Origin of the sequence: Stenotrophomonas sp. NPDC047960 (assembly GCF_043204395.1) — a bacterium.
Taxonomy (GTDB): Bacteria; Pseudomonadota; Gammaproteobacteria; order Xanthomonadales; family Xanthomonadaceae; genus Stenotrophomonas.
Window position 1 is genome coordinate 699088 of record NZ_JBIDBX010000001.1, and the last position, 20366, is coordinate 719453.

Annotated in this window: 21 protein-coding genes and 5 tRNA genes; 21 read left to right on the forward strand and 5 right to left on the reverse strand. The window is 67.4% G+C overall.

The features are described from left to right. Positions 1-11 precede the first annotated feature (11 nt). The 10 genes from ACGFZ3_RS03330 to ACGFZ3_RS03375 all read left to right on the forward strand — a co-directional run bounded on the left by ACGFZ3_RS03330 (position 12) and on the right by ACGFZ3_RS03375 (position 6580). Positions 12-1427, forward strand: coding sequence for a hypothetical protein (locus ACGFZ3_RS03330; protein WP_392916343.1), 1416 nt, complete (start codon positions 12-14; stop codon positions 1425-1427). Next, positions 1424-3271 carry an excinuclease ABC subunit UvrC gene (uvrC, locus tag ACGFZ3_RS03335; RefSeq protein ID WP_392916346.1) on the forward strand — a complete coding sequence of 616 codons (1848 nt, stop codon included), beginning with the start codon at positions 1424-1426 and terminating at the stop codon, positions 3269-3271. Before ACGFZ3_RS03330 ends, uvrC begins: the two co-directional genes overlap by 4 nt. 9 nt (positions 3272-3280) lie before the next feature. Then, positions 3281-3904, forward strand: a complete 624-nt coding sequence (gene pgsA, locus ACGFZ3_RS03340) for a CDP-diacylglycerol--glycerol-3-phosphate 3-phosphatidyltransferase (RefSeq protein ID WP_392916349.1) — start codon at positions 3281-3283, stop codon at positions 3902-3904. 46 nt (positions 3905-3950) lie between these two features. Then, positions 3951-4026 (forward strand) — tRNA-Gly (locus ACGFZ3_RS03345). Positions 4027-4159: 133 nt separating this feature from the next. Next, positions 4160-5272: an NAD(P)/FAD-dependent oxidoreductase gene (locus ACGFZ3_RS03350; RefSeq protein WP_392916352.1), complete on the forward strand. Its 1113-nt coding sequence runs from the start codon at positions 4160-4162 to the stop codon at positions 5270-5272. A gap of 93 nt (positions 5273-5365) precedes the next feature. Continuing rightward, a tRNA-Gly gene (locus ACGFZ3_RS03355) sits at positions 5366-5441 on the forward strand. Between the two features lie 113 nt (positions 5442-5554). Next, a tRNA-Gly gene (locus ACGFZ3_RS03360) sits at positions 5555-5630 on the forward strand. Positions 5631-5677: 47 nt separating this feature from the next. Then, a tRNA-Cys gene (locus ACGFZ3_RS03365) sits at positions 5678-5751 on the forward strand. A gap of 107 nt (positions 5752-5858) precedes the next feature. Next, complete coding sequence (locus ACGFZ3_RS03370) at positions 5859-6080, forward strand: hypothetical protein (protein WP_392916355.1); 222 nt, start codon at positions 5859-5861, stop codon at positions 6078-6080. A 263-nt stretch (positions 6081-6343) separates the two neighbouring features. Further along, a complete protein-coding gene (locus ACGFZ3_RS03375) occupies positions 6344-6580 on the forward strand; it encodes a hypothetical protein (RefSeq protein ID WP_392916358.1) in 237 nt (78 codons plus the stop codon). A gap of 21 nt (positions 6581-6601) precedes the next feature. On the opposite strand, the gene ACGFZ3_RS03380 is transcribed toward ACGFZ3_RS03375, so the two are convergent. Beyond that, positions 6602-7642: a 4Fe-4S dicluster domain-containing protein gene (locus ACGFZ3_RS03380; RefSeq protein ID WP_392916360.1), complete on the reverse strand. Its 1041-nt coding sequence runs from the start codon at positions 7640-7642 to the stop codon at positions 6602-6604. Continuing rightward, positions 7639-7932, reverse strand: coding sequence for a hypothetical protein (locus ACGFZ3_RS03385; RefSeq protein WP_392916362.1), 294 nt, complete (start codon positions 7930-7932; stop codon positions 7639-7641). Before ACGFZ3_RS03385 ends, ACGFZ3_RS03380 begins: the two co-directional genes overlap by 4 nt. A 71-nt stretch (positions 7933-8003) precedes the next feature. Between ACGFZ3_RS03385 and ACGFZ3_RS03390 the strand changes: the two genes are divergently transcribed. Both ACGFZ3_RS03390 and hemN read left to right on the forward strand, forming a co-directional pair. Continuing rightward, positions 8004-8441, forward strand: coding sequence for a group III truncated hemoglobin (locus tag ACGFZ3_RS03390; protein WP_392916365.1), 438 nt, complete (start codon positions 8004-8006; stop codon positions 8439-8441). A 44-nt stretch (positions 8442-8485) separates the two neighbouring features. Next, positions 8486-9895 (forward strand): oxygen-independent coproporphyrinogen III oxidase, encoded by a 1410-nt coding sequence (gene hemN / locus ACGFZ3_RS03395; protein ID WP_392916368.1) that lies wholly within the window; start codon positions 8486-8488, stop codon positions 9893-9895. Positions 9896-9919: 24 nt separating this feature from the next. Here hemN and ACGFZ3_RS03400 read toward each other — a convergent pair. Beyond that, a tRNA-Leu gene (locus ACGFZ3_RS03400) sits at positions 9920-10006 on the reverse strand. A 74-nt stretch (positions 10007-10080) separates the two neighbouring features. Between ACGFZ3_RS03400 and ACGFZ3_RS03405 the strand changes: the two genes are divergently transcribed. The 5 genes from ACGFZ3_RS03405 to ACGFZ3_RS03425 all read left to right on the forward strand — a co-directional run bounded on the left by ACGFZ3_RS03405 (position 10081) and on the right by ACGFZ3_RS03425 (position 15613). Next, complete coding sequence (locus ACGFZ3_RS03405) at positions 10081-10773, forward strand: glutathione S-transferase family protein (protein ID WP_392916371.1); 693 nt, start codon at positions 10081-10083, stop codon at positions 10771-10773. Between the two features lie 85 nt (positions 10774-10858). After that, on the forward strand, positions 10859-11863 hold the full coding sequence (locus ACGFZ3_RS03410; RefSeq protein ID WP_392916374.1) for a TraB/GumN family protein: 1005 nt from the start codon (positions 10859-10861) through the stop codon (positions 11861-11863). Positions 11864-11934: 71 nt separating this feature from the next. Next, entirely contained in the window at positions 11935-12390 is a 456-nt protein-coding gene (locus tag ACGFZ3_RS03415; protein ID WP_392916377.1) for a BLUF domain-containing protein, read from the forward strand. Positions 12391-12675: 285 nt separating this feature from the next. Continuing rightward, on the forward strand, positions 12676-13959 hold the full coding sequence (locus tag ACGFZ3_RS03420) for a nucleotide sugar dehydrogenase (protein WP_392916379.1): 1284 nt from the start codon (positions 12676-12678) through the stop codon (positions 13957-13959). A gap of 31 nt (positions 13960-13990) precedes the next feature. Beyond that, on the forward strand, positions 13991-15613 hold the full coding sequence (locus ACGFZ3_RS03425; protein ID WP_392916382.1) for an FMN-binding glutamate synthase family protein: 1623 nt from the start codon (positions 13991-13993) through the stop codon (positions 15611-15613). A gap of 102 nt (positions 15614-15715) precedes the next feature. Here ACGFZ3_RS03425 and ACGFZ3_RS03430 read toward each other — a convergent pair whose 3' ends face one another. Both ACGFZ3_RS03430 and ACGFZ3_RS03435 read right to left on the reverse strand, forming a co-directional pair. After that, entirely contained in the window at positions 15716-16960 is a 1245-nt protein-coding gene (locus ACGFZ3_RS03430) for a TIGR03862 family flavoprotein (RefSeq protein WP_392916385.1), read from the reverse strand. Positions 16961-16965: 5 nt separating this feature from the next. Beyond that, positions 16966-17406, reverse strand: a complete 441-nt coding sequence (locus tag ACGFZ3_RS03435) for an FKBP-type peptidyl-prolyl cis-trans isomerase (RefSeq protein ID WP_392916387.1) — start codon at positions 17404-17406, stop codon at positions 16966-16968. Between the two features lie 63 nt (positions 17407-17469). Between ACGFZ3_RS03435 and ACGFZ3_RS03440 the strand changes: the two genes are divergently transcribed. The 4 genes from ACGFZ3_RS03440 to ACGFZ3_RS03455 all read left to right on the forward strand — a co-directional run bounded on the left by ACGFZ3_RS03440 (position 17470) and on the right by ACGFZ3_RS03455 (position 20347). Then, positions 17470-17835, forward strand: a complete 366-nt coding sequence (locus tag ACGFZ3_RS03440) for a DUF6164 family protein (protein WP_392916390.1) — start codon at positions 17470-17472, stop codon at positions 17833-17835. A 44-nt stretch (positions 17836-17879) separates the two neighbouring features. Further along, entirely contained in the window at positions 17880-18626 is a 747-nt protein-coding gene (locus ACGFZ3_RS03445) for a sulfurtransferase (protein WP_392916393.1), read from the forward strand. Positions 18627-18769: 143 nt separating this feature from the next. Further along, positions 18770-19759: an LLM class flavin-dependent oxidoreductase gene (locus tag ACGFZ3_RS03450; RefSeq protein ID WP_392916396.1), complete on the forward strand. Its 990-nt coding sequence runs from the start codon at positions 18770-18772 to the stop codon at positions 19757-19759. An 87-nt stretch (positions 19760-19846) separates the two neighbouring features. Continuing rightward, positions 19847-20347 (forward strand): pyridoxamine 5'-phosphate oxidase family protein, encoded by a 501-nt coding sequence (locus tag ACGFZ3_RS03455; protein WP_392916399.1) that lies wholly within the window; start codon positions 19847-19849, stop codon positions 20345-20347. The last annotated feature ends 19 nt before the right edge of the window (positions 20348-20366 follow it).

Here is a 20366-nt window from a genome sequence, read left to right on the forward strand (position 1 = left end):
ATAATCAGCGCATGAACGTACAGCCCGTCCAGGATCTGCCCGAATTCGCCACGTGGCTCAATGCCGCCCCGACCACTCTGACCGAACTGCGCGGGCGCCCGGTGGTGCTGGCCTTCGTGAACGCCGCTTCGGTGTGGTGCGCGCACCGGCTCGCAGAGCTGGGCCAATGGCAGTCGCGCAACCCGGGCAAGCTGCAGGTGCTGGTCCTGCAGGTGCCGCGTTTCGACTTCGAGCGCGAACCGGAGCAGGCGCTGAAGCTGCTGCGCCGCCAGGGCGTGACCGTGCCGGCGCTGCTGGACGCTGATTGGGATGGCTGGCGCCGGTTCAACGTGACCGCGTGGCCGACCCTGGTCCTGCTGGATGCGCAGGGCCGTGAGGTCGACCGCCTGGTGGGCTTCGGCGACGAGCTGGATCGTGCGCTCAACGCGCTCTGCCGGGGAACGGCGAGCCCGCTCGATGTCGATGCGTCGCGCCAACCCGAGCTGCATCCCGAGCCGCGCCTGCCGTTGCTGTTTCCGACCGCGTTGGCGGTGACCACCGAGCGGCTGTACATCGCAGACAGCGGCCACCACCGCGTCCTCGAATGCAGCCATGCCGGGCGCGTGCTTCGCCAGTTCGGGCTGGGCACCGCCGACATGATGGACGGCGGTCCGGGCGAGGCCGCCTTCAACCGTCCGCAGGGCCTGGCGGTGGAACGCGAATGGCTGTACGTGGCCGACACCGGCAACCACGCATTGCGCCGGATCCACCTGTTGACCGGCCAGGTCGACACGCTGTGCGGCAGTGGCCGGCCCGGCGATCCGCGCGAAGGCACGGTGGGCGATCCCCGCCAGACCCCGCTCAACCACCCTCAGGGGCTGGCAGTGGCCGACAACCAGGTACATATCGCCATGGCGGGCGACAACCGCATCTGGAGCTACCACCTGGGCCAGCGCACGCTGTCCTGGCGGGCCGGCTCCGGCGCGATCGACGACCGCGACGGCAGCGGCCACCTTGCCGCATTCGCGCAGCCGGTCGCACTGGCGGCGGTGCAGCAGGTGCTGTACGTATGCGACGCGCTGGGCTCTTCGATCCGCTCCATGCAGCTGCGCGGCGACCTGGTGCAGACGCTGGTGGGGCAGGGGCCGTGGACGTTCGGCGACCAGGACGGCCCGCGCGCGACCGCCCAGCTGCAGTACCCGCAGGCGATCGCGATGAGCCCGGATGCCCCGGTGCTGTGGATCGCCGATGCAGGCAACGGCTGCCTGCGTACCCTGCGCCTGGGCGGCGGTGAGTTGAACACCGTGGAGCTGCCGCGGCGCCTTCATGGTCCGGCCGGGCTGGCATTGGGCGGCGGTGCGGTGTGGATCGCCGAGACCGACGCCCACGCCGTTCTGCGTTTCGACCCTGTCAGCGGCGTATTGAGCGACGTGCCGATCAGCGAATGACTCCGAATACCGCTCCGGCCTTCGATGGAAAGGCATTCGCGGCCCACCTGAGTACCGCGCCCGGCGTGTACCGCATGTACGCCGCCGACGACACCCTGCTGTATGTGGGCAAGGCGCGCGCGCTGCGCAACCGGGTGGGCAGTTACTTCAACGGCGCTCCGAAGACCGCGCGGATCATGTCCATGCTGTCGCAGGTCGCGCGCATGGATGTGACCATCACCCGCTCCGAGGCCGAAGCGCTGCTGCTGGAAAACCAGCTGATCAAGTCGCTGTCGCCGCGCTACAACGTCTCGTTGCGGGACGACAAGACCTATCCCCACGTGCTGTTGACCCGCGAGGACTGGCCGCGCATCGCGCTGCACCGTGGGCCGCGCGCGGTGCCTGGCCGCTATTTCGGTCCGTACCCGGGCGTCACTGCGGTACGCGAGACGCTCAACCTGATGCACAAACTGTTCAAGCTGCGCAGTTGCGAGGACAGCGTGTTCCGCAACCGTTCGCGGCCCTGCCTGCAGTACCAGATCGGGCGCTGCAGCGCGCCGTGCGTGAACCTGGTGGCCGCCGACGACTATGCCGAATCGGTGCGGCGTGCCTCGATGTTCCTGGAAGGCAAGAGCGACCAGCTGGCGCGCGAACTCGGCACGCAGATGCAGGCAGCCAGCGAAGCACTGGAATTTGAACAGGCCGCACGCCTGCGCGACCTGGTCACGGCCCTGCGCAGCATGCAGACCCGGCAGTACGTGGATGGCCGCGCAGCGGACCTGGATGTACTCGCGTGCGCAACCCAGGGGGCCAGTGCCTGCGTGATGCTGCTGGCGTTCCGCGATGGCCGCAACATGGGCACGCGGCCGTTCTTCCCACGCACCAACGGCGAAGAAAGCGCGGACGAAGTGCTGGGCGCCTTCGTGTCGCAGTACTACGCCGAACATTCCCCGCCCCGCGAGATCCTGCTGGACCGCGAAATTCCCGATGCCAGCCTGATCGAATCGGCGCTCAGCGCGTCTGCCGAGGCCAAGGTGCAGCTGAAGTGGAACGTGCGCGGCGAACGTGCCGGTTATGTCGAGCTGGCCAGCCGCAACGCGCAGATCACGCTGGTCAGCGAACTCACCAGTCGCAGTGCCCAGCATGCGCGCAGCGAAGACCTGCGGCAGATGCTGGGCCTGGCCGAGCAGGTCAAGCGGGTGGAGTGCTTCGATATCAGCCACACGATGGGCGAAGCCACCGTGGCGTCGTGCGTGGTGTTCGACGCGAGTGGCCCGGTGCGCAGCCAGTATCGGCGTTTCAACATCAGCGGGATCGAGCCCGGTGATGATTACGCTGCCATGCGCCAGGCCATCGACCGCCGTTTCCGCCGCGCGGTGGAAGAGGAGGGCGTGCTGCCCGACCTGCTGCTGATCGACGGTGGCGCCGGCCAGCTGGCCCAGGCGCAGGCCGCATTGGCCGACCTTGGCGTGGAAGGGGTGATGCTGGTGGGCGTGGCCAAGGGGGTGGAGCGCCGCGCCGGGCACGAGGCACTGGTCATGCCCGACGGTCGCGAGCTGCGGCCGGGCGCGGCATCCCCAGCCCTGCAGTTCATCCAGCAGGTGCGCGACGAGGCCCACCGTTTCGCCATCACCGGCCATCGTGGCCGCCGCCAGAAAGCGCGGATGACCAGCAAGCTGGAGGACATTCCCGGCATCGGGCCGCGCCGGCGCGCCAGCCTGCTCAAGCATTTTGGCGGACTGGTGGGCCTCAAAGCGGCCGGCGAGGCGGAAATTGCCAGAGTGGAGGGCATCAATGACGCCCTTGCCGCGCGCATCTACGCTAACCTTCATGGACTGCCCACGCCCCCTGCGGCCGGCGAGTAGAGAGACGCAATGAAGTTGACCCTCCCCACCTGGCTGACGCTGCTGCGGATCGTGATGATCCCGGTGCTGGTGCTGGTGTTCTATCTTCCCTATACCTGGACCAATTTCGCTTCCGCGGCGATTTTCGGCATCGCCGCGCTGACCGACTGGCTCGATGGCTGGATCGCCCGCCGCTATGACCTGGCCTCGGCATTCGGTGCGTTCCTCGACCCGGTCGCCGACAAGCTGATGGTGGCCGTGGCGCTGTTCCTGATCGTGCAGGGCCACCCGACCCCCTGGATGGCATTCTGGGCCGCGGTGATTGTCGGGCGCGAAATCGCGGTATCGGCGCTGCGCGAATGGATGGCCGAAATCGGCCAGCGCGCCAAGGTCCGGGTGGCGTTGATCGGCAAGATCAAGACCACCGCGCAGATGGTCGCGCTGCTGTGCCTGCTGTATTCAGTGGCTCCGAATACGCCGGTGTCCGCCATCTGGATGGGCGAACCGGTGTTCCATATCGGCGACTGGACGCTGGCGATCGCCGCAGTGCTCACCCTGTTTTCCGGCCTGCAATACCTGCATGCGGCGTGGCCCAGCCTGCGCGAGGACGAACGTGCCGCGCGTGAAACCTCGCGCTTGAAAAAGAAGGGCTGAGGGCTGTTGACAGCACCGGGTTTGGCTGTAGAATTTCGCCTCCCAAGCGGGAATAGCTCAGTTGGTAGAGCGCAACCTTGCCAAGGTTGAGGTCGCGAGTTCGAGTCTCGTTTCCCGCTCCAGATTCAGTAAAAAAGCGACCTTCGGGTCGCTTTTTTCGTTGGCAGCCTCGCTTCTTTTCCGCTTCACCGACACTTCATGGCAGCTCCGCCTGCTGCGTCGATCCTGTGCGCCCACTCGCAGGATGGCACCGCAATGAATACCCCCAATGGCGCATACGACTGGGACCTGGTCGTGGTCGGCGCCAGTTTCGCCGGCGCGGCCTGCGCACTGGCCGCGGCCGCGTTCGGCCTGCGCGTGTGCGTGCTGGAACGCAAGGCAGATCCCGGCGCGCGCCTGCATACGACCGGCATCCTGGTCAAAGAGGTGATTGAGCAGACCTGGCTGCAACGCATTCCGCCGGCACTGCTGCAGCGCGTGGAACGTGTGCGCCTGTACGCGCCGAACCTGCGCAGCGTGCAGCTCGCCGCACCGGGCTACTACTTCATGACCACCGACACGCCGAACCTGATGCGCTGGCTGGCGGGCGAGCTGCCTGCCCATGGTGTCGAACTGCGCCTGCAGCAGTCGTTCACCGAGGCCGAGCGCGACGGTGAGGGCTGGCAGGTGGCCGGGGCGGGGCGTACGCGCTATCTGGTGGGGGCTGACGGCGCCGGCTCGCGCGTGGCCCAGCGCCTCGGGCTGGGGCGGGTGCGCGACACCCTGCTCGGGGTCGAGCAGGAGTTCGCCGGCCTGCAGTTGCCCGAAGGCGGCGCACTGCATTGCTTCGCCAGCCGTCGCTTCGCCCCCGGCTACATCGGCTGGGCCGCGCAGAACCCGACTGGCGTGCAGATCGGCCTGGCCCTTCGCCATGATCCTGCGCACGCGCGCCGGCCGGACCTTGCCGGCTTCCTTGCGCACGTACGCAGCGTGATCGGGCTTCCGGAGGCGGCCCGCCCCAGCGCGACCCGCGCCGGGCTGGTGCCCTGCGGGCGGGCGCGGGGACCCATCACCGCGCCCGGAGTGATCCTGACCGGTGACGCGGCCGGCATCGTCTCGCCGCTGTCGGCCGGCGGCATCCATTCGGCATGGCGGCACGGCTGGACGGTGGGGGATGCGGTGGCCCGCCACCTGCGCGGGAAGGGACCCGCGGCCGAAAGCGTTGCCGCCCACGCCGCGCCGACATTCCGTCGCAAGCGGGCGTTGCGCTGGGCCATGGACCACCTGCAGGCGGATTGGCCGCTCGACATGCTGCTGCAGTCCACCCTGTTGCGGCGGGTCGCCGAACAGGTCTATTTCCATCGGCGTGGCATGCGCATGCACGACTGAATACCACTGCATAAACATGTTGACGACGTGAAGGAATCCCGACACAATAGCGCTCCTTCGACGCAGGTCAGGTCGAAGGAACGCAGTAGATCTGCGGGAATAGCTCAGTTGGTAGAGCGCAACCTTGCCAAGGTTGAGGTCGCGAGTTCGAGTCTCGTTTCCCGCTCCAGATTCCGACAAGGCCCCTTCGGGCCTTGTTCTTCTCCGCAGTGGCATGCGTGGAAACAGGTGTAAAGGGCTGGTGTGTTAGCCGTGGTTCCGGTAACATACGCGCCTGATTTTGCGGGAATAGCTCAGTTGGTAGAGCGCAACCTTGCCAAGGTTGAGGTCGCGAGTTCGAGTCTCGTTTCCCGCTCCAAATCCTGACCAGGCCCCGTTCTCGGGGTCTTGTTTTATAAGGTCACCGGCCTGGTGGCAGAGTGGTCATGCAGCGGACTGCAAATCCGCGTACGCCGGTTCAATTCCGACCCAGGCCTCCAGTTGTTCGAAGAACCCCGCTGCGGCGGGGTTTTTCGTTTCTGCCCTTCACCTTGCCCGGACGAGCGCACACCTACTGTGCAGTTCCGTTTCGTGTCGAGGAAGTCGAATGGATATCGCGTTGTGGTTTGCAGCCGTTGGTGCGCCCGGTTCATTCTGGGACTCGCCCAGCAACGTCAGTGGCATGGTCGTACTGGGATTCGGGGTAGCGGCCATCGCGCTCTCGTTCGGCCTTGCCAAAGTGTTCAAGCGCTTCAACGGGGTGGCATGGCTGGTATTGGCCGCTGGCCTTGCCCTCAGCGGCTATGGCATCTGGCGGATGGCGGGCTGACTGCCTGAGCGGGTCGCGCGGCCCGACATGAAGGTGTCAACGACCACATGGCAATCTTGTTGGCGAGGGCAGGATATTGCCTGAATCCTTCAGGAAAATCTTTCAGCGCCTGTTCACTATTGGTTGACTTGGTGCGAAGGGCATGCAAGGGTGGAGTGAAACGTGGGTGAAGTCCCGCCGCTGCCCCGCGGCGGGGCGGCAGGCGCAGGCCTGACAGGGGGAAGTGCTCGTCTTTGATGCAGGGCAGGTCCAAGGGAGGTCGTATGCGATACGGCGCGAATGACTTGGCTGATGATGTCCGCAACGAGCTGGAAGCCAGTTACAGCAAGCACGGGTGTGGGCCGGAGTTCTGGACGACCTACCAGCGGGTGCTTGAGCGACTGGTGCCGCAGGGCCTCGGCCGCACCGAGGTGACCAACGAACTGGCCCTGATCATCGAGCAGCTGGGCATTGTCCGGCGTGCGCAGATGGTGCCACCGCCCGACAGCCGTGCGCGTTGAGGCCAGCCGCCGGGCGGCGCATTACAGGGAGTGCAGCCCGACACCGAGCAGCGCGATCAGGCTGAGCAGCGCCGCCAGCGCGCGCGGCCGAAGCCAGCGTCGTGGTCTGCCCTTTACCGCATTCTCACTGGCCAGCTTTACCAGTCCGGTGGGGAACTGCCACGCACGCATCTGCGCATCGCAGGCATCCACGCACGCGCCACAGGCGATGCAGTCCGGCTGTGGCCCAGCGCGCACGTCCAGCTGCATGGGGCACGCCTGCACGCAGGCACCGCAGTCCAGGCAATCGCCGAGTCGATCGGCGGCAAAGCGCGGCGGCGGCCCGGCCAGCGCCGGATGCGCCGCACGAAAGGCGTAGTCGCTGGCGCTGGTGGGATCGAGCAGGCCACGGCCGCGTTGGCGTACAGAGCCCTGCCCGCGCTCGCGGTGACCGCGCGGTTCGGCCCGGCAGGCGTCATAGCAGATCTGCGGGGTGTCGGCATCGCACAGCAGCGGGGCCACCCGCGCATACGGGCACAGGTCGATGCAGACCTGCTCGCGCAGAAAGCCCGCATTGGCCCAGGCGGCGGTGGCGTAGAACAACACCCAGAATGTTTCCCAGCCACTCCAGCGGGCCGTCCAGACGCCGGCCACCAGCGGCTGGATCGGGCTGAACAGGCCAACGAAGGTAATACCGGTCCACAGCGCGATGCCGGCCCAGGCCAGGTGTTTGACCAGGCTGGCCAGGGCCGGTGGGCGCAGTCTTCGCGCGGCGCTGCGCTCAATCCAGCGGAACAGGCCGCTCCACAACGTCTGCGGGCAGGCGTAGCCGCACCAGACGCGCCCGGCCAGCGTGGTCAGCAGCACCAGCGTGCACGTCAGTACGGCAACCGCCCCGAACAGCACGCCCACGTCCTGCGGCCACAGGGTCAGCCCGAACAGGTCGAAGCGACGCGCCGGCAGGTCGAACAGCAGCGCCTGGCGGCCGTCCCAGCGCATCCAGGGCAGGGCATAGAACAGCACCAGCAGCGACGCCGGGACCACGGCGCGCCAACGCAGGGCAGGGGGCGCAACCTGCGTCATCCCAACGGCAGCTCATCGTCATCGCGCGGCCGTGGCCGCAGCAGGTAGCCGGTGACCGCGCTGGCGGTAGCGGTCACCGACCAGAACATGAAAAATCCGAGCGTATAGCCCAGTTCGCGACGGAGCGACTGGTCCGGAAAGGTGATGTCGCGAAGGCGCAACGGGTCGACGAAGGCGAAAAACACCGCGCAGGCCAGCCCAGCGGCGACAAAGCTGGGCCACAGGACGGCCCCCCACTGCTGGATCAGCGGGCGGCGGCGGTTGCCAGGCGGGGCGTTCAGCGGGTCCATGGACCGCACGGTAGGCCCTGCGACAGCGCGCCACATTGATCCTGATCAAGGCGACGTAGGATCATTGCCGCATGTCCCAACCCCTCGCCCCCACGCTGCCTGCCGCTTCCCTGGCGCTGTGCAGCGAGCAGGACGTCATCCGCCTGGTGCGCGATTTCTACGCCCGGGTACGCCAGGACGATTGTCTGGGTCCGGTGTTCGACGCGCGCATCCACGACTGGGACGCGCATCAGGCGCAGTTGGTGGATTTCTGGTCGGCCATGCTGCGCGGCACCCGCCGTTTCAACGGCAACCCGATGTCCAGGCACATGGCCATGCCCGAACTGGAGCGTGCGCTGTTCGACCGCTGGCTGCTGCTGTTCCGGCAAACCACCGACGGCTTGGGCAACCGGCCCATGCAGCAGCTGGCCGACGACGTGGCCACCCGCATCGCCGATACCTTCTGGCGGCGCATCCAGATGCAGCGCTGGCCCGAGCTGCCGATCGCCGGAAGACTGCGCCCGGATTGATCTGGCTCAATGCAGGACCGCGCGTCGGGGCGCACGCTGGCGCCATGGATACCCTTTCGCCTGCCGCAGCCGGGCTTGCCTGGCACTTCGATCCGGACCTGCTGCGCCGCCACGACCGGCCGGGACCGCGCTACACCTCCTACCCCACCGCGCCGCATTTCCACGACGGCTTCGGCGAGCACGACCTGCGTGCCGCGATCACGGCCAGCAACACGCAGGCGCTGCCGTTGTCGTTGTACGTGCATGTGCCGTATTGCAGCAGCCCGTGTTTCTACTGCGGCTGCAACCGGGTGATCACCCGCGACCATGGAAAGGGCGTGGCGTACGTCGCACGCGTGCTCAGCGAAGCCGACCTGATTGCCCCGGTGTTCGACCCCTCGCGTGAGGTCGTCCAGCTTCACCTTGGCGGTGGCACCCCGAACTTCCTGGCTGCCACCCAGATGCGCGAGCTGGTCGATGGCCTGCGCCGGCGCTTTTCATTCAGCCCTTCGGCCGCCCGCGATTTCTCTATCGAGCTGGACCCGCGCTTCGTCAACCGCGACGACATTGCGATGCTGGGCGGGCTGGGGTTCAACCGGGCGAGCCTGGGCATCCAGGACTTCGATCCGCTGGTGCAGCGTGCGATCAACCGCGAGCAGGGTGTGGAGGCCACCTTGGACGTCATGCGTGCCTGCCGCGAGCATGGCCTGGGTTCGGTCAACGTCGACCTGATCTACGGCCTGCCGCACCAGACCCAGGAGGGCTTTGCGCGCACGCTGGAAACGGTGCTGCGCGAGCGCCCTGATCGCCTGGCCATCTATGGATATGCGCACTTGCCGAACCTGTTCAGGGCGCAGCGGCAGATCCCGGATCTGGCGCTGCCCGGTCCGGAACAGAAGCTGGCGTTGCTGGGCCTGGCGGTGCGCCGGTTGTCGCTGGCCGGTTACCAGTACATCGGCATGGACCACTTCGCGCTGCCGGAAGAGAATCTCGCGCGCGCCCAACGTGCCGGCCAGTTGCACCGCAACTTCATGGGCTACACGACCCACGCGCAGACCGACCTGGTCGGACTGGGCGCCAGCGCGATCAGCCGCATCGGCAACAGCTACAGCCAGAACCCGCGCGACCTGCCGGGCTGGGAAGCTGCCGTGGATGCCGGGCGCCTGCCGGTTTGGCGGGGACTGACTCTGGATGCGGACGACAGGCTGCGTGCCGAGCTGATCAACCAGCTGATGTGCCAGGGCGAAGTGGATGGCCGCGCGCTGGGGGCGCGCCATGATGTCGACTTCGACCAGCACTTTGCCAATGCGCTCACGGCACTGAAGGCGCTGGAGGTCGATGGCTTGGCCGAATACCGCGACGGCGTGGTGCGGGCCACCGCGCGTGGGCGTCCACTGCTGCGCCTGCTGGCGATGTGCTTCGACCGTTACCTGGCCCCGCCTGAACAATCGGTGCGCTACTCGCGGGCGATCTGACGCATCCGCGTCGCGCGATGGATGTGGTGCCCGGAGCCGGAATCGAACCGGCATGGGGTTGCCCCCGGCGGATTTTAAGTCCGATGCGTCTACCAGTTTCGCCATCCGGGCGGCGCTGCGGAGGGATTGTAGCGGAATCCAACAGGGCGCTAGCATCACGTCTTACTGCCCCGGCCATTCTGCATATGCTTGAACTGCACATCGGCAACAAGAACTACTCTTCGTGGTCGATGCGGCCGTGGGTACTGATGACCCAGGCCGGCATTCCCTTCGACGAGGTCGTGCTCCGCTTTGACAGCTTCGAACCCGACTCGCAGTTCAAGCGCAGCGCCGAGGCGTTGTCGCCGTCGGGCACCGTGCCCGTGCTGATCGATGGCGATCTGGTCGTGTGGGATTCACTGGCCATCGCCGAGTACCTGGCCGAGCGCTTTCCGGAGCGGGCGCTGTGGCCGCAGGAACGTGGCGAGCGCGCTCTGGCCCGCAGTGCCACCGCCTCGATGCACAGTGGCTTTGGCGCGCTGCGTTCGCACTTTCCGATGAATATCGAAGCGCACCTTCCAGAGGTCGGTGCGCGCGTGCTGCGCCAACAGCCGGACGTGGTCGCCGACCTGCAGCGCCTCCTGGCGCTGTGGGAACGACTTCTTGCGCGCCACGCCGGACCCCTGCTGTTCAACCGCTTCAGCATCGCCGATGCATTCTTCGCACCGGTGGTGATGCGGCTGCACACCTATGCCGTGCCGGTGACGCCACGCGTGGCCACCTACATGCAGCAGGTGCGGGCGTTGCCCGGCGTGCAGGCGTGGATCGCGGCGGCGCTAGACGAACGCGATTTCCGGCCGTTTGAAGAACCGTACCGGCAGGCGCCGGACCCGGGCTGACCGGCGCCGCCATCTGACGGACGGTTTACGCCGCAGCGCTGCGCGCCGTACGCTGCGTGGCAGGCGCAGCGGAGGGTGGACAGGCATGGCGAAGAGGGCAGCAGCAGGCGCGATGCTGGTGTGGCTGGCCTGTACGGGTGTGCCCGGGGCCGGTGCGCAGCAGGCTGCGCCCCAGGTGGTCGACCTGGCGCCGGTAGTGGTGTCCGGGGTGCAGCCGGGCCCGGGCATGTGGCGGGTCACCAGTGCCCACGGCAACGTGCTCTGGATCCTGGGCACGGTATCCCCGCTGCCGGCCCGGCTGGACTGGCGTGCCGACGAGGTCAAGGCGGTCATTGCCAGCGCCGATGCGGTGCTGGGACCGCCGGGCTGGACGCTGGATGCCGATGTCGGCTTTTTCAGCCGCCTCACTCTGCTGCCGTCGGCCATGAAGGCACAGCACGACCCGCAGGGGCGACAGCTGCAGGAGATACTGCCACCAGCGCTGTACGCCCGCTGGCAGCCGCTCAAGGCGCGCTACCTGGGACGCGGCAAGGGGGTAGAGAAGGATCGCCCGCTGGTGGCCGCCACCCGCTTGTACGTGGCCGCCCTTGACGACGTCGGGCTGACGCCGCGCTCCAGCGTCAACAAGCTGCTGGAAAGGGCCTACAAGGCGCGCGGTCTGACCCCGGTGGTGACCCGGGTGGTGATCAAGGTGGATGACCCGCGCGCCGCGTTGAAGGAGGTACGGGCAAGCCCGCTGCAGGACGTGGAGTGCCTGCAGCGCACCCTGGACGTTGTCGAACGGCAGCTGCCCCTGCTGGTCGAGCGCGCCAATGCGTGGGCGGTGGGCGATATCCACGCACTGCAGCAGCTGGCCTTGAAGAGCCAGTACGACGCCTGCGTGGGTGCCATCGCCAGCAGCGGGCTGGGCAGGCGGCGTGGGATGGCCGACCTGGACGCCCGCTCTGCCGGGAAGTGGATGGCGGCAGCACGGGAGTCGCTGGCCAGGCACCCGCTGACTTTCGCCACCGTGCCGGTTGATGCCCTGGTCGAACCCGGTGGGTACCTCGAGCGCCTCCGCCAGGCGGGCTACCGCGTCGAATCGCCCTGAGCCGCGCGCCATCGTCTATCCACCCTGCAGCCTTCATGGCATAGTCAAGTGGAATTCACCGGGGGGTGCATATGGCGTTGCGGGCGTTCGCCTATGTGAGCGAAGCAGTGGAGGGGATCGAGGGCGCCGACATCGACCGCATCCTCGTTGAAGCGTCCAGCTTCAACCGGGTGGCCGGTGTCACCGGCGTGTTGATGTTCGACGGCCGGCGCTTTCTGCAGTACCTCGAAGGTCCAGACGATGGCGTGGCCCCGGTCGAGCAGCGCGTGATCAACGCGCGCAGCCACCAGAGGATGCGCGAACTGGCCCGCGGCGACGTCGCCACCCGTCACTTTCCGCGCTGGACGATTGCTTCGGCCCGGATCGAGGCGGAGGTGATGGACGCCATCGTGGACGTGGAGTGGAACGGGTTTGCGGCTGCGGCGCCGATGGACGGCCAGCGCCGGATCGGTTTTGCACGCCTGCTCGAAGTGTGGACCGGCGTGTCCGGCGAGCTCGAACCGGCGGCGCTGACGCTCGGGTCCTGAGAGCCCTGGTTCGTAACACCAGGATCACGGGGTGGTGCTTACCATGTGCCCACCAGCTGTGACCGGTCCGGGGCATGCCCCCGGGGTTGTCTGAAAGGGAAGTAACCGCAGCTGGACCACTTGTTGGCCGTCGTCCGTACTCTCCGCGGGCGGCGGCTTTGTTCTTTGTGGCGCAGCGCCTGCCGCGTTAGGCTTGTCGCACTTGTTTCCTGGTGGTGCCCGCATGATCGATCGTCCCTGCAAGTTCCTGTTGTCGCGCCTGTGTGCGCCTGCGAGTCTGGCCGGATGACGGCGGTGGACGGCGTCGAACAGGCGCGCATCGGCGTGGTCGGGCTGGGCTATGTCGGGCTTCCGTTGACGGTCGCGTTCGGCGCGCACCAACCCACGCTTGGCTACGACATCGATCATGCGCGCGTGGCTGAACTGCAGCAGGGCCGCGACCACACGCTGGAAATGTCATCGAAGGAGCTAGCGGCGGCGGTGCACGCCCGCTACAGCGTCGATCCGGCCGACCTTGCCGCGTGCACCGTCTACATTGTGACCGTGCCCACCCCGATCGACGCGCACGAACAGCCGGACCTCGGCCCGCTGCGGGATGCCAGCATCCTCATCGGCAGCGTGCTGAAGCCGGGCGACCTGGTGATCTACGAATCCACCGTCTACCCCGGCACTACCGAAGAAGTCTGCGTGCCATTGCTGGAAGCCGGCTCCGGGCTGCGCTTCAACCACGACTTCCACTGCGGCTACAGCCCGGAACGGATCAACCCGGGCGACCGGCAGCGGCGCCTGCCCGACATCCGCAAGATCACCTCCGGTTCCACTCCGGAGATCGCCGCGCGGGTCGATGCGCTGTACGCGCGCATCATCACCGCCGGCACCTGGCCGGCACCGTCCATCCGCGTGGCCGAAGCAGCCAAGGTGATCGAGAACATCCAGCGTGACGTCAACATCGCGCTGGTCAATGAGCTGGCGCTGATCTTTGACCGGCTCGGCATCGATACCCAGGATGTGCTGGATGCCGCGGGCAGCAAGTGGAACTTCCTGCCGTTCCGTCCCGGTCTGGTAGGCGGTCACTGCATCGGTGTGGATCCCTATTACCTGCTGCACAAATCCGAAAGCGTCGGCTACCACCCGGACCTGATCCACACTGCGCGGCAGGTCAACAACCGCGTCGGGGCGCATGTGGCGCAACGCGTGCTGGCGCTGCTGGCCGGCCGCAGCAAGGCGCCACGCGACGCACGCGTGCTGGTGCTTGGGGTGACCTTCAAGGAAAACTGCCCCGACCTGCGCAACAGCCGTGCACTGGAGCTGGCCCAGTCCCTGCAGGCCAGTGGTGCGCGGGTGCATGTGCAGGACCCGTGGGTCGGTCCGGCCACGCTGGAAGGCAGAGGCGTGCAGTGGGTGGACCGTCCCGATCCGCAGGGCTACGACGCGGTGGTGCTGGCGGTGGCGCATGACCGCTTCCGTGCGTTCGATGCGGCGCAGATCCGTGCGCTGCTGGTGCCCGATGGGGTCGTCTACGACGTGAAGTCGGTCTGGCCACGGGACGTTGTCGACGACCGGCTGTAGACTCGACTCCGGTTGTTGATCGAGGAAAGCCATGCATCGTTATCTGGTCTACGTGCTCGCCATCCTGTTGTTCCCGGTCTCGCTGTACCTGGCCGGGTACTGGGCTGCCTGGTACTGGGGCGTGGGGATCAGTGCAGCGATGGTCATCCTGGGCACCTGGGACCTGCTGCAGAAGCGCAGCACGCTCCGCCGCAACTACCCGGTGCTGGCGCATTTCCGCTACGGGCTGGAATCGATCGGCCCGGAAATCCGCCAGTACTTCGTGCAGAGCGATCTCGAGGACGTGCCGTTCTCGCGCCAGCAACGCGCGTTGATCTACCAGCGCTCCAAGGATGAAATGGACGTGGTGCCGTTCGGCACGCTGCGCAGTACGTACGCGGTGGACTACGAATGGATCAACCATTCGCTCGCGCCGACCGCCGTGGCCGACCACGATTTCCGCGTGCTGATCGGGCCCAACTGCGCCAAGCCGTATTCGGCCAGCGTGTTCAACATCTCCGCCATGAGTTTCGGCTCGCTGTCGGCCAATGCCATCCGCGCGCTCAACGAAGGCGCGCGCCGTGGCGGTTTCTACCACGACACCGGCGAAGGTTCGATTTCGCCTTACCACCGCGAGATGGGCGGCGACCTGGTCTGGGAAATCGGCTCCGGCTATTTCGGCTGCCGCGACGAGCACGGCGGTTTCAGCGAGGAACGTTTCGTCGCCAACGCCACTACCGACCAGGTGAAGATGATCGAGGTCAAGCTGTCGCAGGGCGCCAAGCCCGGCCACGGCGGCGTGTTGCCGGCCGCCAAGGTCAGCGCCGAAATTTCGGCCACGCGCGGTGTGCCCATGGGCGTGGATTGCGTGTCGCCGTCGAAACATTCGGCGTTCAACACGCCGGTGGAGCTGCTGCGGTTCGTGGCGCGCCTGCGCGAGCTTTCCGGCGGCAAGCCGGTGGGCTTCAAGCTGGCCATCGGCCACCCGTGGGAATGGTTTGGCATCGCCAAGGCGATGCAGGAAACAGGGCTGCTGCCCGATTTCATCGTGGTCGATGGCGCTGAAGGCGGCACCGGTGCGGCACCGGCCGAGTTCATCGACCATGTCGGCGTGCCGATGCATGAGGCACTCCTGCTGGTCCACAACACGCTGGTTGGCCTCGACCTGCGCGATCGCATCCGTGTCGGCGCGGCGGGCAAGATCAGCAGTGCCTTCGAGATCGCGCGCACCATCGCGCTGGGTGCGGACTGGTGCAACGCCGGGCGGGGCTTCATGTTCGCGCTGGGTTGCATCCAGTCGCTGAGCTGCCACAGCGACCGCTGCCCAACCGGGATCGCCACCCAGAACCCGAACCGCTGGCGTCACCTGGATCCGGCTGACAAAGCCACCCGGGTGCACAACTACCACGAGAACACCCTGCGTGCGCTGCGTGACCTGCTGTGCGCGGCCGGTCTGCAGCATCCGGCCGAGCTGGGGCCCGAACACATCGTACGCCGCGTGTCGCCGGTGGAAATCCGCTCGCTGGCTTCACTCTACCGCTACCTCACGCCGGGCGAACTGCTGCGCCGGGTGCCCGACCACGCGGTGTTCCACGACTTCTGGGCGGATGCACGCAGCGACTCGTTCCAGCCGCCCGCGCGCATCCAGGCGTTGCGCAACAGCAAATCGCGTTGACGCGATGCGCTGTTCGGCGCACGGCCAACGGTCGTGCGCTACCGGCCGTGCAGCATGACCATCAGTACGCGGCAGGTACCGACCGGTGGCCGGTACGCGGCTTCACCGAGCGAGGTAGTCGACGACACCGCGCCCGGCCCGCAATCCGCTGGCGAAACACGCGGTCAACAGATATCCGCCGGTCGGCGCTTCCCAATCCAGCATCTCACCGGCGCAGAATGTGCCGGGAACGTCGCGCAGCATCAGCGTCGCATCCAAGACTTCCAGCCGCACGCCGCCAGCGGTGCTGATCACTTCGTCGATCGGCCGTGGCCGCAGCGGCGACAGCGTCAACCGTTTCAGCGCGGCGGCCACTGTCCCGGCCGGCAGCTGGCCGGCGTCTTTTCCCAGCACTTCAAACAGCAGCGCCGATTTCACCCCGCCCAGGCCGAGCTGGCGGCGCAGGTGTTCGCCGAAGCTGCGGCCCTGGCGTGGCTTGTGCAGCTTGTCCAGCAGCTGCGCCTCGGTCTGCCCGGGCAACAGGTCCAGCTGCAGCTGCACCTGGCCATCGCGCGCCAGGGTGTCGCGCAGGTCCGCGGCGAGCGCGTAGATGAGGCTGCCTTCAATGCCATTGGACGTGATCACGCACTCACCCTGCTGTGCGTGCTCCATCCCATCGAGTCCGACCCAGTGCGCGACCACCGGCTTCAACGGCGCGCCGGCCTGGCGGTCACGGAAGTATGGCGTCCAGTCGATGTCGAAGCCGCAGTTGGCCGGCTTGAGCGGCGCGATGTCGATGCCGCGCGCGGCCAGCGGCCCCACCCACGCGCCGTCCGACCCAAGTTCAGGCCAGCTGCCGCCGCCCATTGCCAGCACCACCGCATCGGCCGGCGCCGTGACGACGCCATCGGGCGTCTCCAAGCGCAGCGCGCCGTCGTCCTGCCAGCCGGTCCAGCGGTGCTGTACGTGGAAGCGCACGCCCTGTTCCTTGAGCCGACGCACCCAGCCGCGCAGCAGCGGGGCGGCCTTGCGGTCAACCGGGAACACCCGCCCGGAGGTGCCGACGTAGGTCTCCACGCCGAAGCCTGCCGCCCACTCACGCAGCGCGGGGCCGTCGAAATCGGCCAGCCACGCGCCAACGGCGGTCGCCCGCTCGCGGTAGCGCGACACGAACACGTCCGGCGGATCGGAATGGGTCAGGTTCAAGCCGCCCTTGCCGGCGATCAGGAACTTGCGCCCGGGCGAGCCCTTGGCTTCGTACAGGTCCACGGCGTGGCCCGCGGCGCGCACTGTCTCGGCGGCCATCAGCCCGGCCGGGCCGCCACCGATGATCGCGACGCGTCGCGCAGGGCGTACTGGGGTGCCCATGCGGATCAGCGCGGCTTGACGTCGAGCAGCTCGACATCGAACACCAGCGAGGCGTTCGGCGGGATCGGGCCGGCGCCCGAGGCACCATAGCCGTAGTCTGCGGGAATCATCAGCGTGCGCTTGCCGCCCACCTTCATGCCGGCAAACCCCTCGTCCCAGCCCTTGATCACCCGGCCCTGGCCCAGCGCGAAGCTGAACGGTTCGCCGCGCTCGACCGAGCTGTCGAACTGTTCGCCATGCTTGTCGGCGGCTTTCTCGTCGTAAACCCAGCCGGTGTAGTGGACCACGATGGTGCTGCCCGGGGTGGCCTCCGCCCCGGTGCCGGGCTGGGTGTCGATCTTCTCGAACGCGGCGATGCTGCCCCCCGGCGGCGGGCCAGGCGGGGTGCAGGCGGCCAGCAGCGACAGCAGCGCGGGAACGAGCAGGAACGTTGGCAGAGCACGCATGGGCGGCACCGGATGGAAAATGGGACGCAAGGGTAGCGCATCGCCGGGCGCTATCATGGGCGCATGTCGAAACTGCTGCTCAACCTGCGCAATGTCGCGGACGATGAAATCGAGGACGTGATCGCCCTGCTGGACCGGGCGGGCATCGCCCACTACCGCACCGAACCCAGCCCCTGGGGAATCTCCTTCGGCGGCATCTGGATCCGCGACGATGCCGACCAGCCCCGGGCCAAGGCCCTGATGGCCGGGTACCAGCAGGCGCGCGGCGAGCGGGTCCGCGCCGAACGCCAGGCTGCGCTGGCCGACGGCAGCGCCGAAACCTTCGCTACGCTGCTGCGGCGCCGCCCGCTGTTCGTGGTGGCGGTGCTGGCCGGCATGCTGGTAGCCGCGGCGCTGGTGCTGCTGCCATTCGTGCTGCTGCGCGGCTGAACGCCCGCTTGGGCGGGTAGGGCGGGCCCGGGTAAAATGGCCGGATGATCGCCAATACCGCCGCTTACCACTTCACCCCGATCGCAGACCCGGACGCGCTGTGCGCCACGTTGCTGGCGCGTGCCGAGGCCGCCGCGCTGCGCGGCACGGTGCTGGTGGCGGGCGAGGGCATCAACCTGTTCCTCGCCGGACCTGAAGCCGGCATCGACGGCTTCTATGCCGCGCTGCGGGCCGATCCGCGTTTCGACGGGCTGCGGGTCAAGACCAGCTACAGCCAGATGCAGCCGTTCGCCCGGCTCAAGGCCAAGGTCAAGCCGGAAATCATCAGCTTCCGGATTGACGATGGCCAGCCCCTTGCGTACCCACGCGCGCCCTCAGTCGATCCGGCCACGGTGCAGCGGTGGCTGCGCCAGGGCCATGACGACGCCGGCAAGCCGGTGGTGATGCTCGATACCCGCAATACCCAGGAGATCGAGTTCGGTACCTTCAAGGACGCCCTGGTGTTGCCGATCACCAAGTTCACCGACCTGCCCGAGGCACTGGCACCGCACCGCGAGGCGCTGCGCGACAGTACCGTGGTCAGCTTCTGCACCGGCGGCATCCGCTGCGAGAAGGCCGCGCTGTGGATGCGCAACGACGGCATGGACAACGTGCTGCAGTTGGACGGCGGCATCCTTGGCTATTTCGAGGCCGTTGGCGGTGAAGGCTACGACGGCCGCTGTTTCGTCTTCGATGAGCGCGTGGCGCTGGATGCAGAGCTGAAGCCCCTGGTAGACCAGACGGCCGATTGAATGCAGGCGGATGCGGATGGCGCGGGCCGGCCAACGGCCGGCCGCCCTGGCAACCCCGCAGGAATCAGCATTCCGCCAGCGGCCATGGTGTCCTTGGGCCGGTGCCCCCATCAAAAGGAACATAACCTTTGATGGAACGCCCCATGCAACTGTCGATTCTTGATCTGGCCCCGGTCTGCGAGGGCAGTGACACCACCCAGGCCTTCGCCAACATGCTGGACCTGGCCCAACACGCCGAAGGCTGGGGCTTCCACCGCTATTGGCTGGCCGAGCACCACAACATGCCGGGCATCGCCAGTGCAGCCACCGCTGTGCTGATCGGTCACGTGGCCGGCGGTACCCAGCGCATCCGGGTCGGCGCCGGCGGCATCATGCTGCCCAACCACTCCCCGCTGCAGGTGGCCGAACAGTTCGGCACCCTTGCCTCGCTGTACCCTGATCGCATCGACCTGGGCCTGGGCCGCGCGCCAGGTACCGACCAGCCCACCGCCCGTGCGCTGCGCCGCTACTTCGACAGCGCCGACCAGTTCCCGCAGGACGTGCGGGAGCTGCTGCATTACTTCGAGCCTGCGCAGCCGGGCCAGGCGGTGCGGGCGGTGCCCGGGGCGGGCATCCCGGTGCCGGTGTGGCTGCTGGGCTCCAGCCTGTTCAGCGCGCGCCTGGCCGCGGCGATGGGGCTGCCGTTCGCCTTCGCCTCGCACTTCGCGCCCGATGCGATGGACGAAGCGCTTGCCGTGTATCGCCGCGAGTTCCGCGCTTCGAAGCACCTGGCCGCGCCGTACGCCGTTCTCGGCCTGAATGTGGTGGCCGCTGAATCGGAAGCGGAAGCCAAGCGGCTGTTTACCACCCAGCAGCAGAGCTTCGTCAACCTTCGCCGCGGCTTGCCGGGTCTGATTCCGCCGCCGATCGACGACATCGAAGCGTTCTGGCAACCGCATGAAAAGATCGGTGTGCAGAACGCGTTGGCCTGCGCGGTGGTCGGCGACCAGCGCCAGGTCAGCGAAGGCATGGCGGCGTTCGCTGCGCGCCACAAGCCGGACGAACTGCTGCTCACTGCCAACATCTACGATCACGGCGCCCGAAAGCGTTCATTCGGGCTGGCAATGCAAGCGTGGAAATCCGCGACGCGCTGATCCTGCGAAGGCGCCGTGACCACCCGGTTCACGTCGCCATTGCCCTCGATCCGGTGTGATGGAGCTCCTTATTGCAGGAGTCACCCGATGGCCGACCATGATCGCCAGCAGCACATCGAACAGCTGGCCGAACTTATCCGCGGCGTGGACATCGCCATGTTCACCACCACCGGCGTGGACGGGCGCCTCTACAGCCGCCCGCTGGGTACACAGGAAGTCGAGTTCGATGGCGACCTGTGGTTCGCTACCGCCGCCGACAGTCCGAAGGTGGCCGAGATCGCGCTCAACCCGCGCGTCAACGTGGCCTACGCCTCGCAGTCGAAGAACACCTATGTTTCGGTAGCCGGCATCGCGCGCCTCGTGGATGATCGTGCCAAAGTCGAGGAACTGTGGTCGCCCCCGATGAAGCTGTTCTTCCCGGGCGGCAAGGATGATCCCAACCTGCGCCTGATTCACGTGCGCGCAGAATCGGCGGAGTACTGGGACGGCCCCGGCACGTTGCTGGGCAAGGCGCTGAGTTTCGTGTTGTCTGCAGTGAGCGATGATCCCGGTGCGTTGTCCGAGAACGGGGTCGTGGACCTGCGTTGAAGATCGCCCGACCAACGGT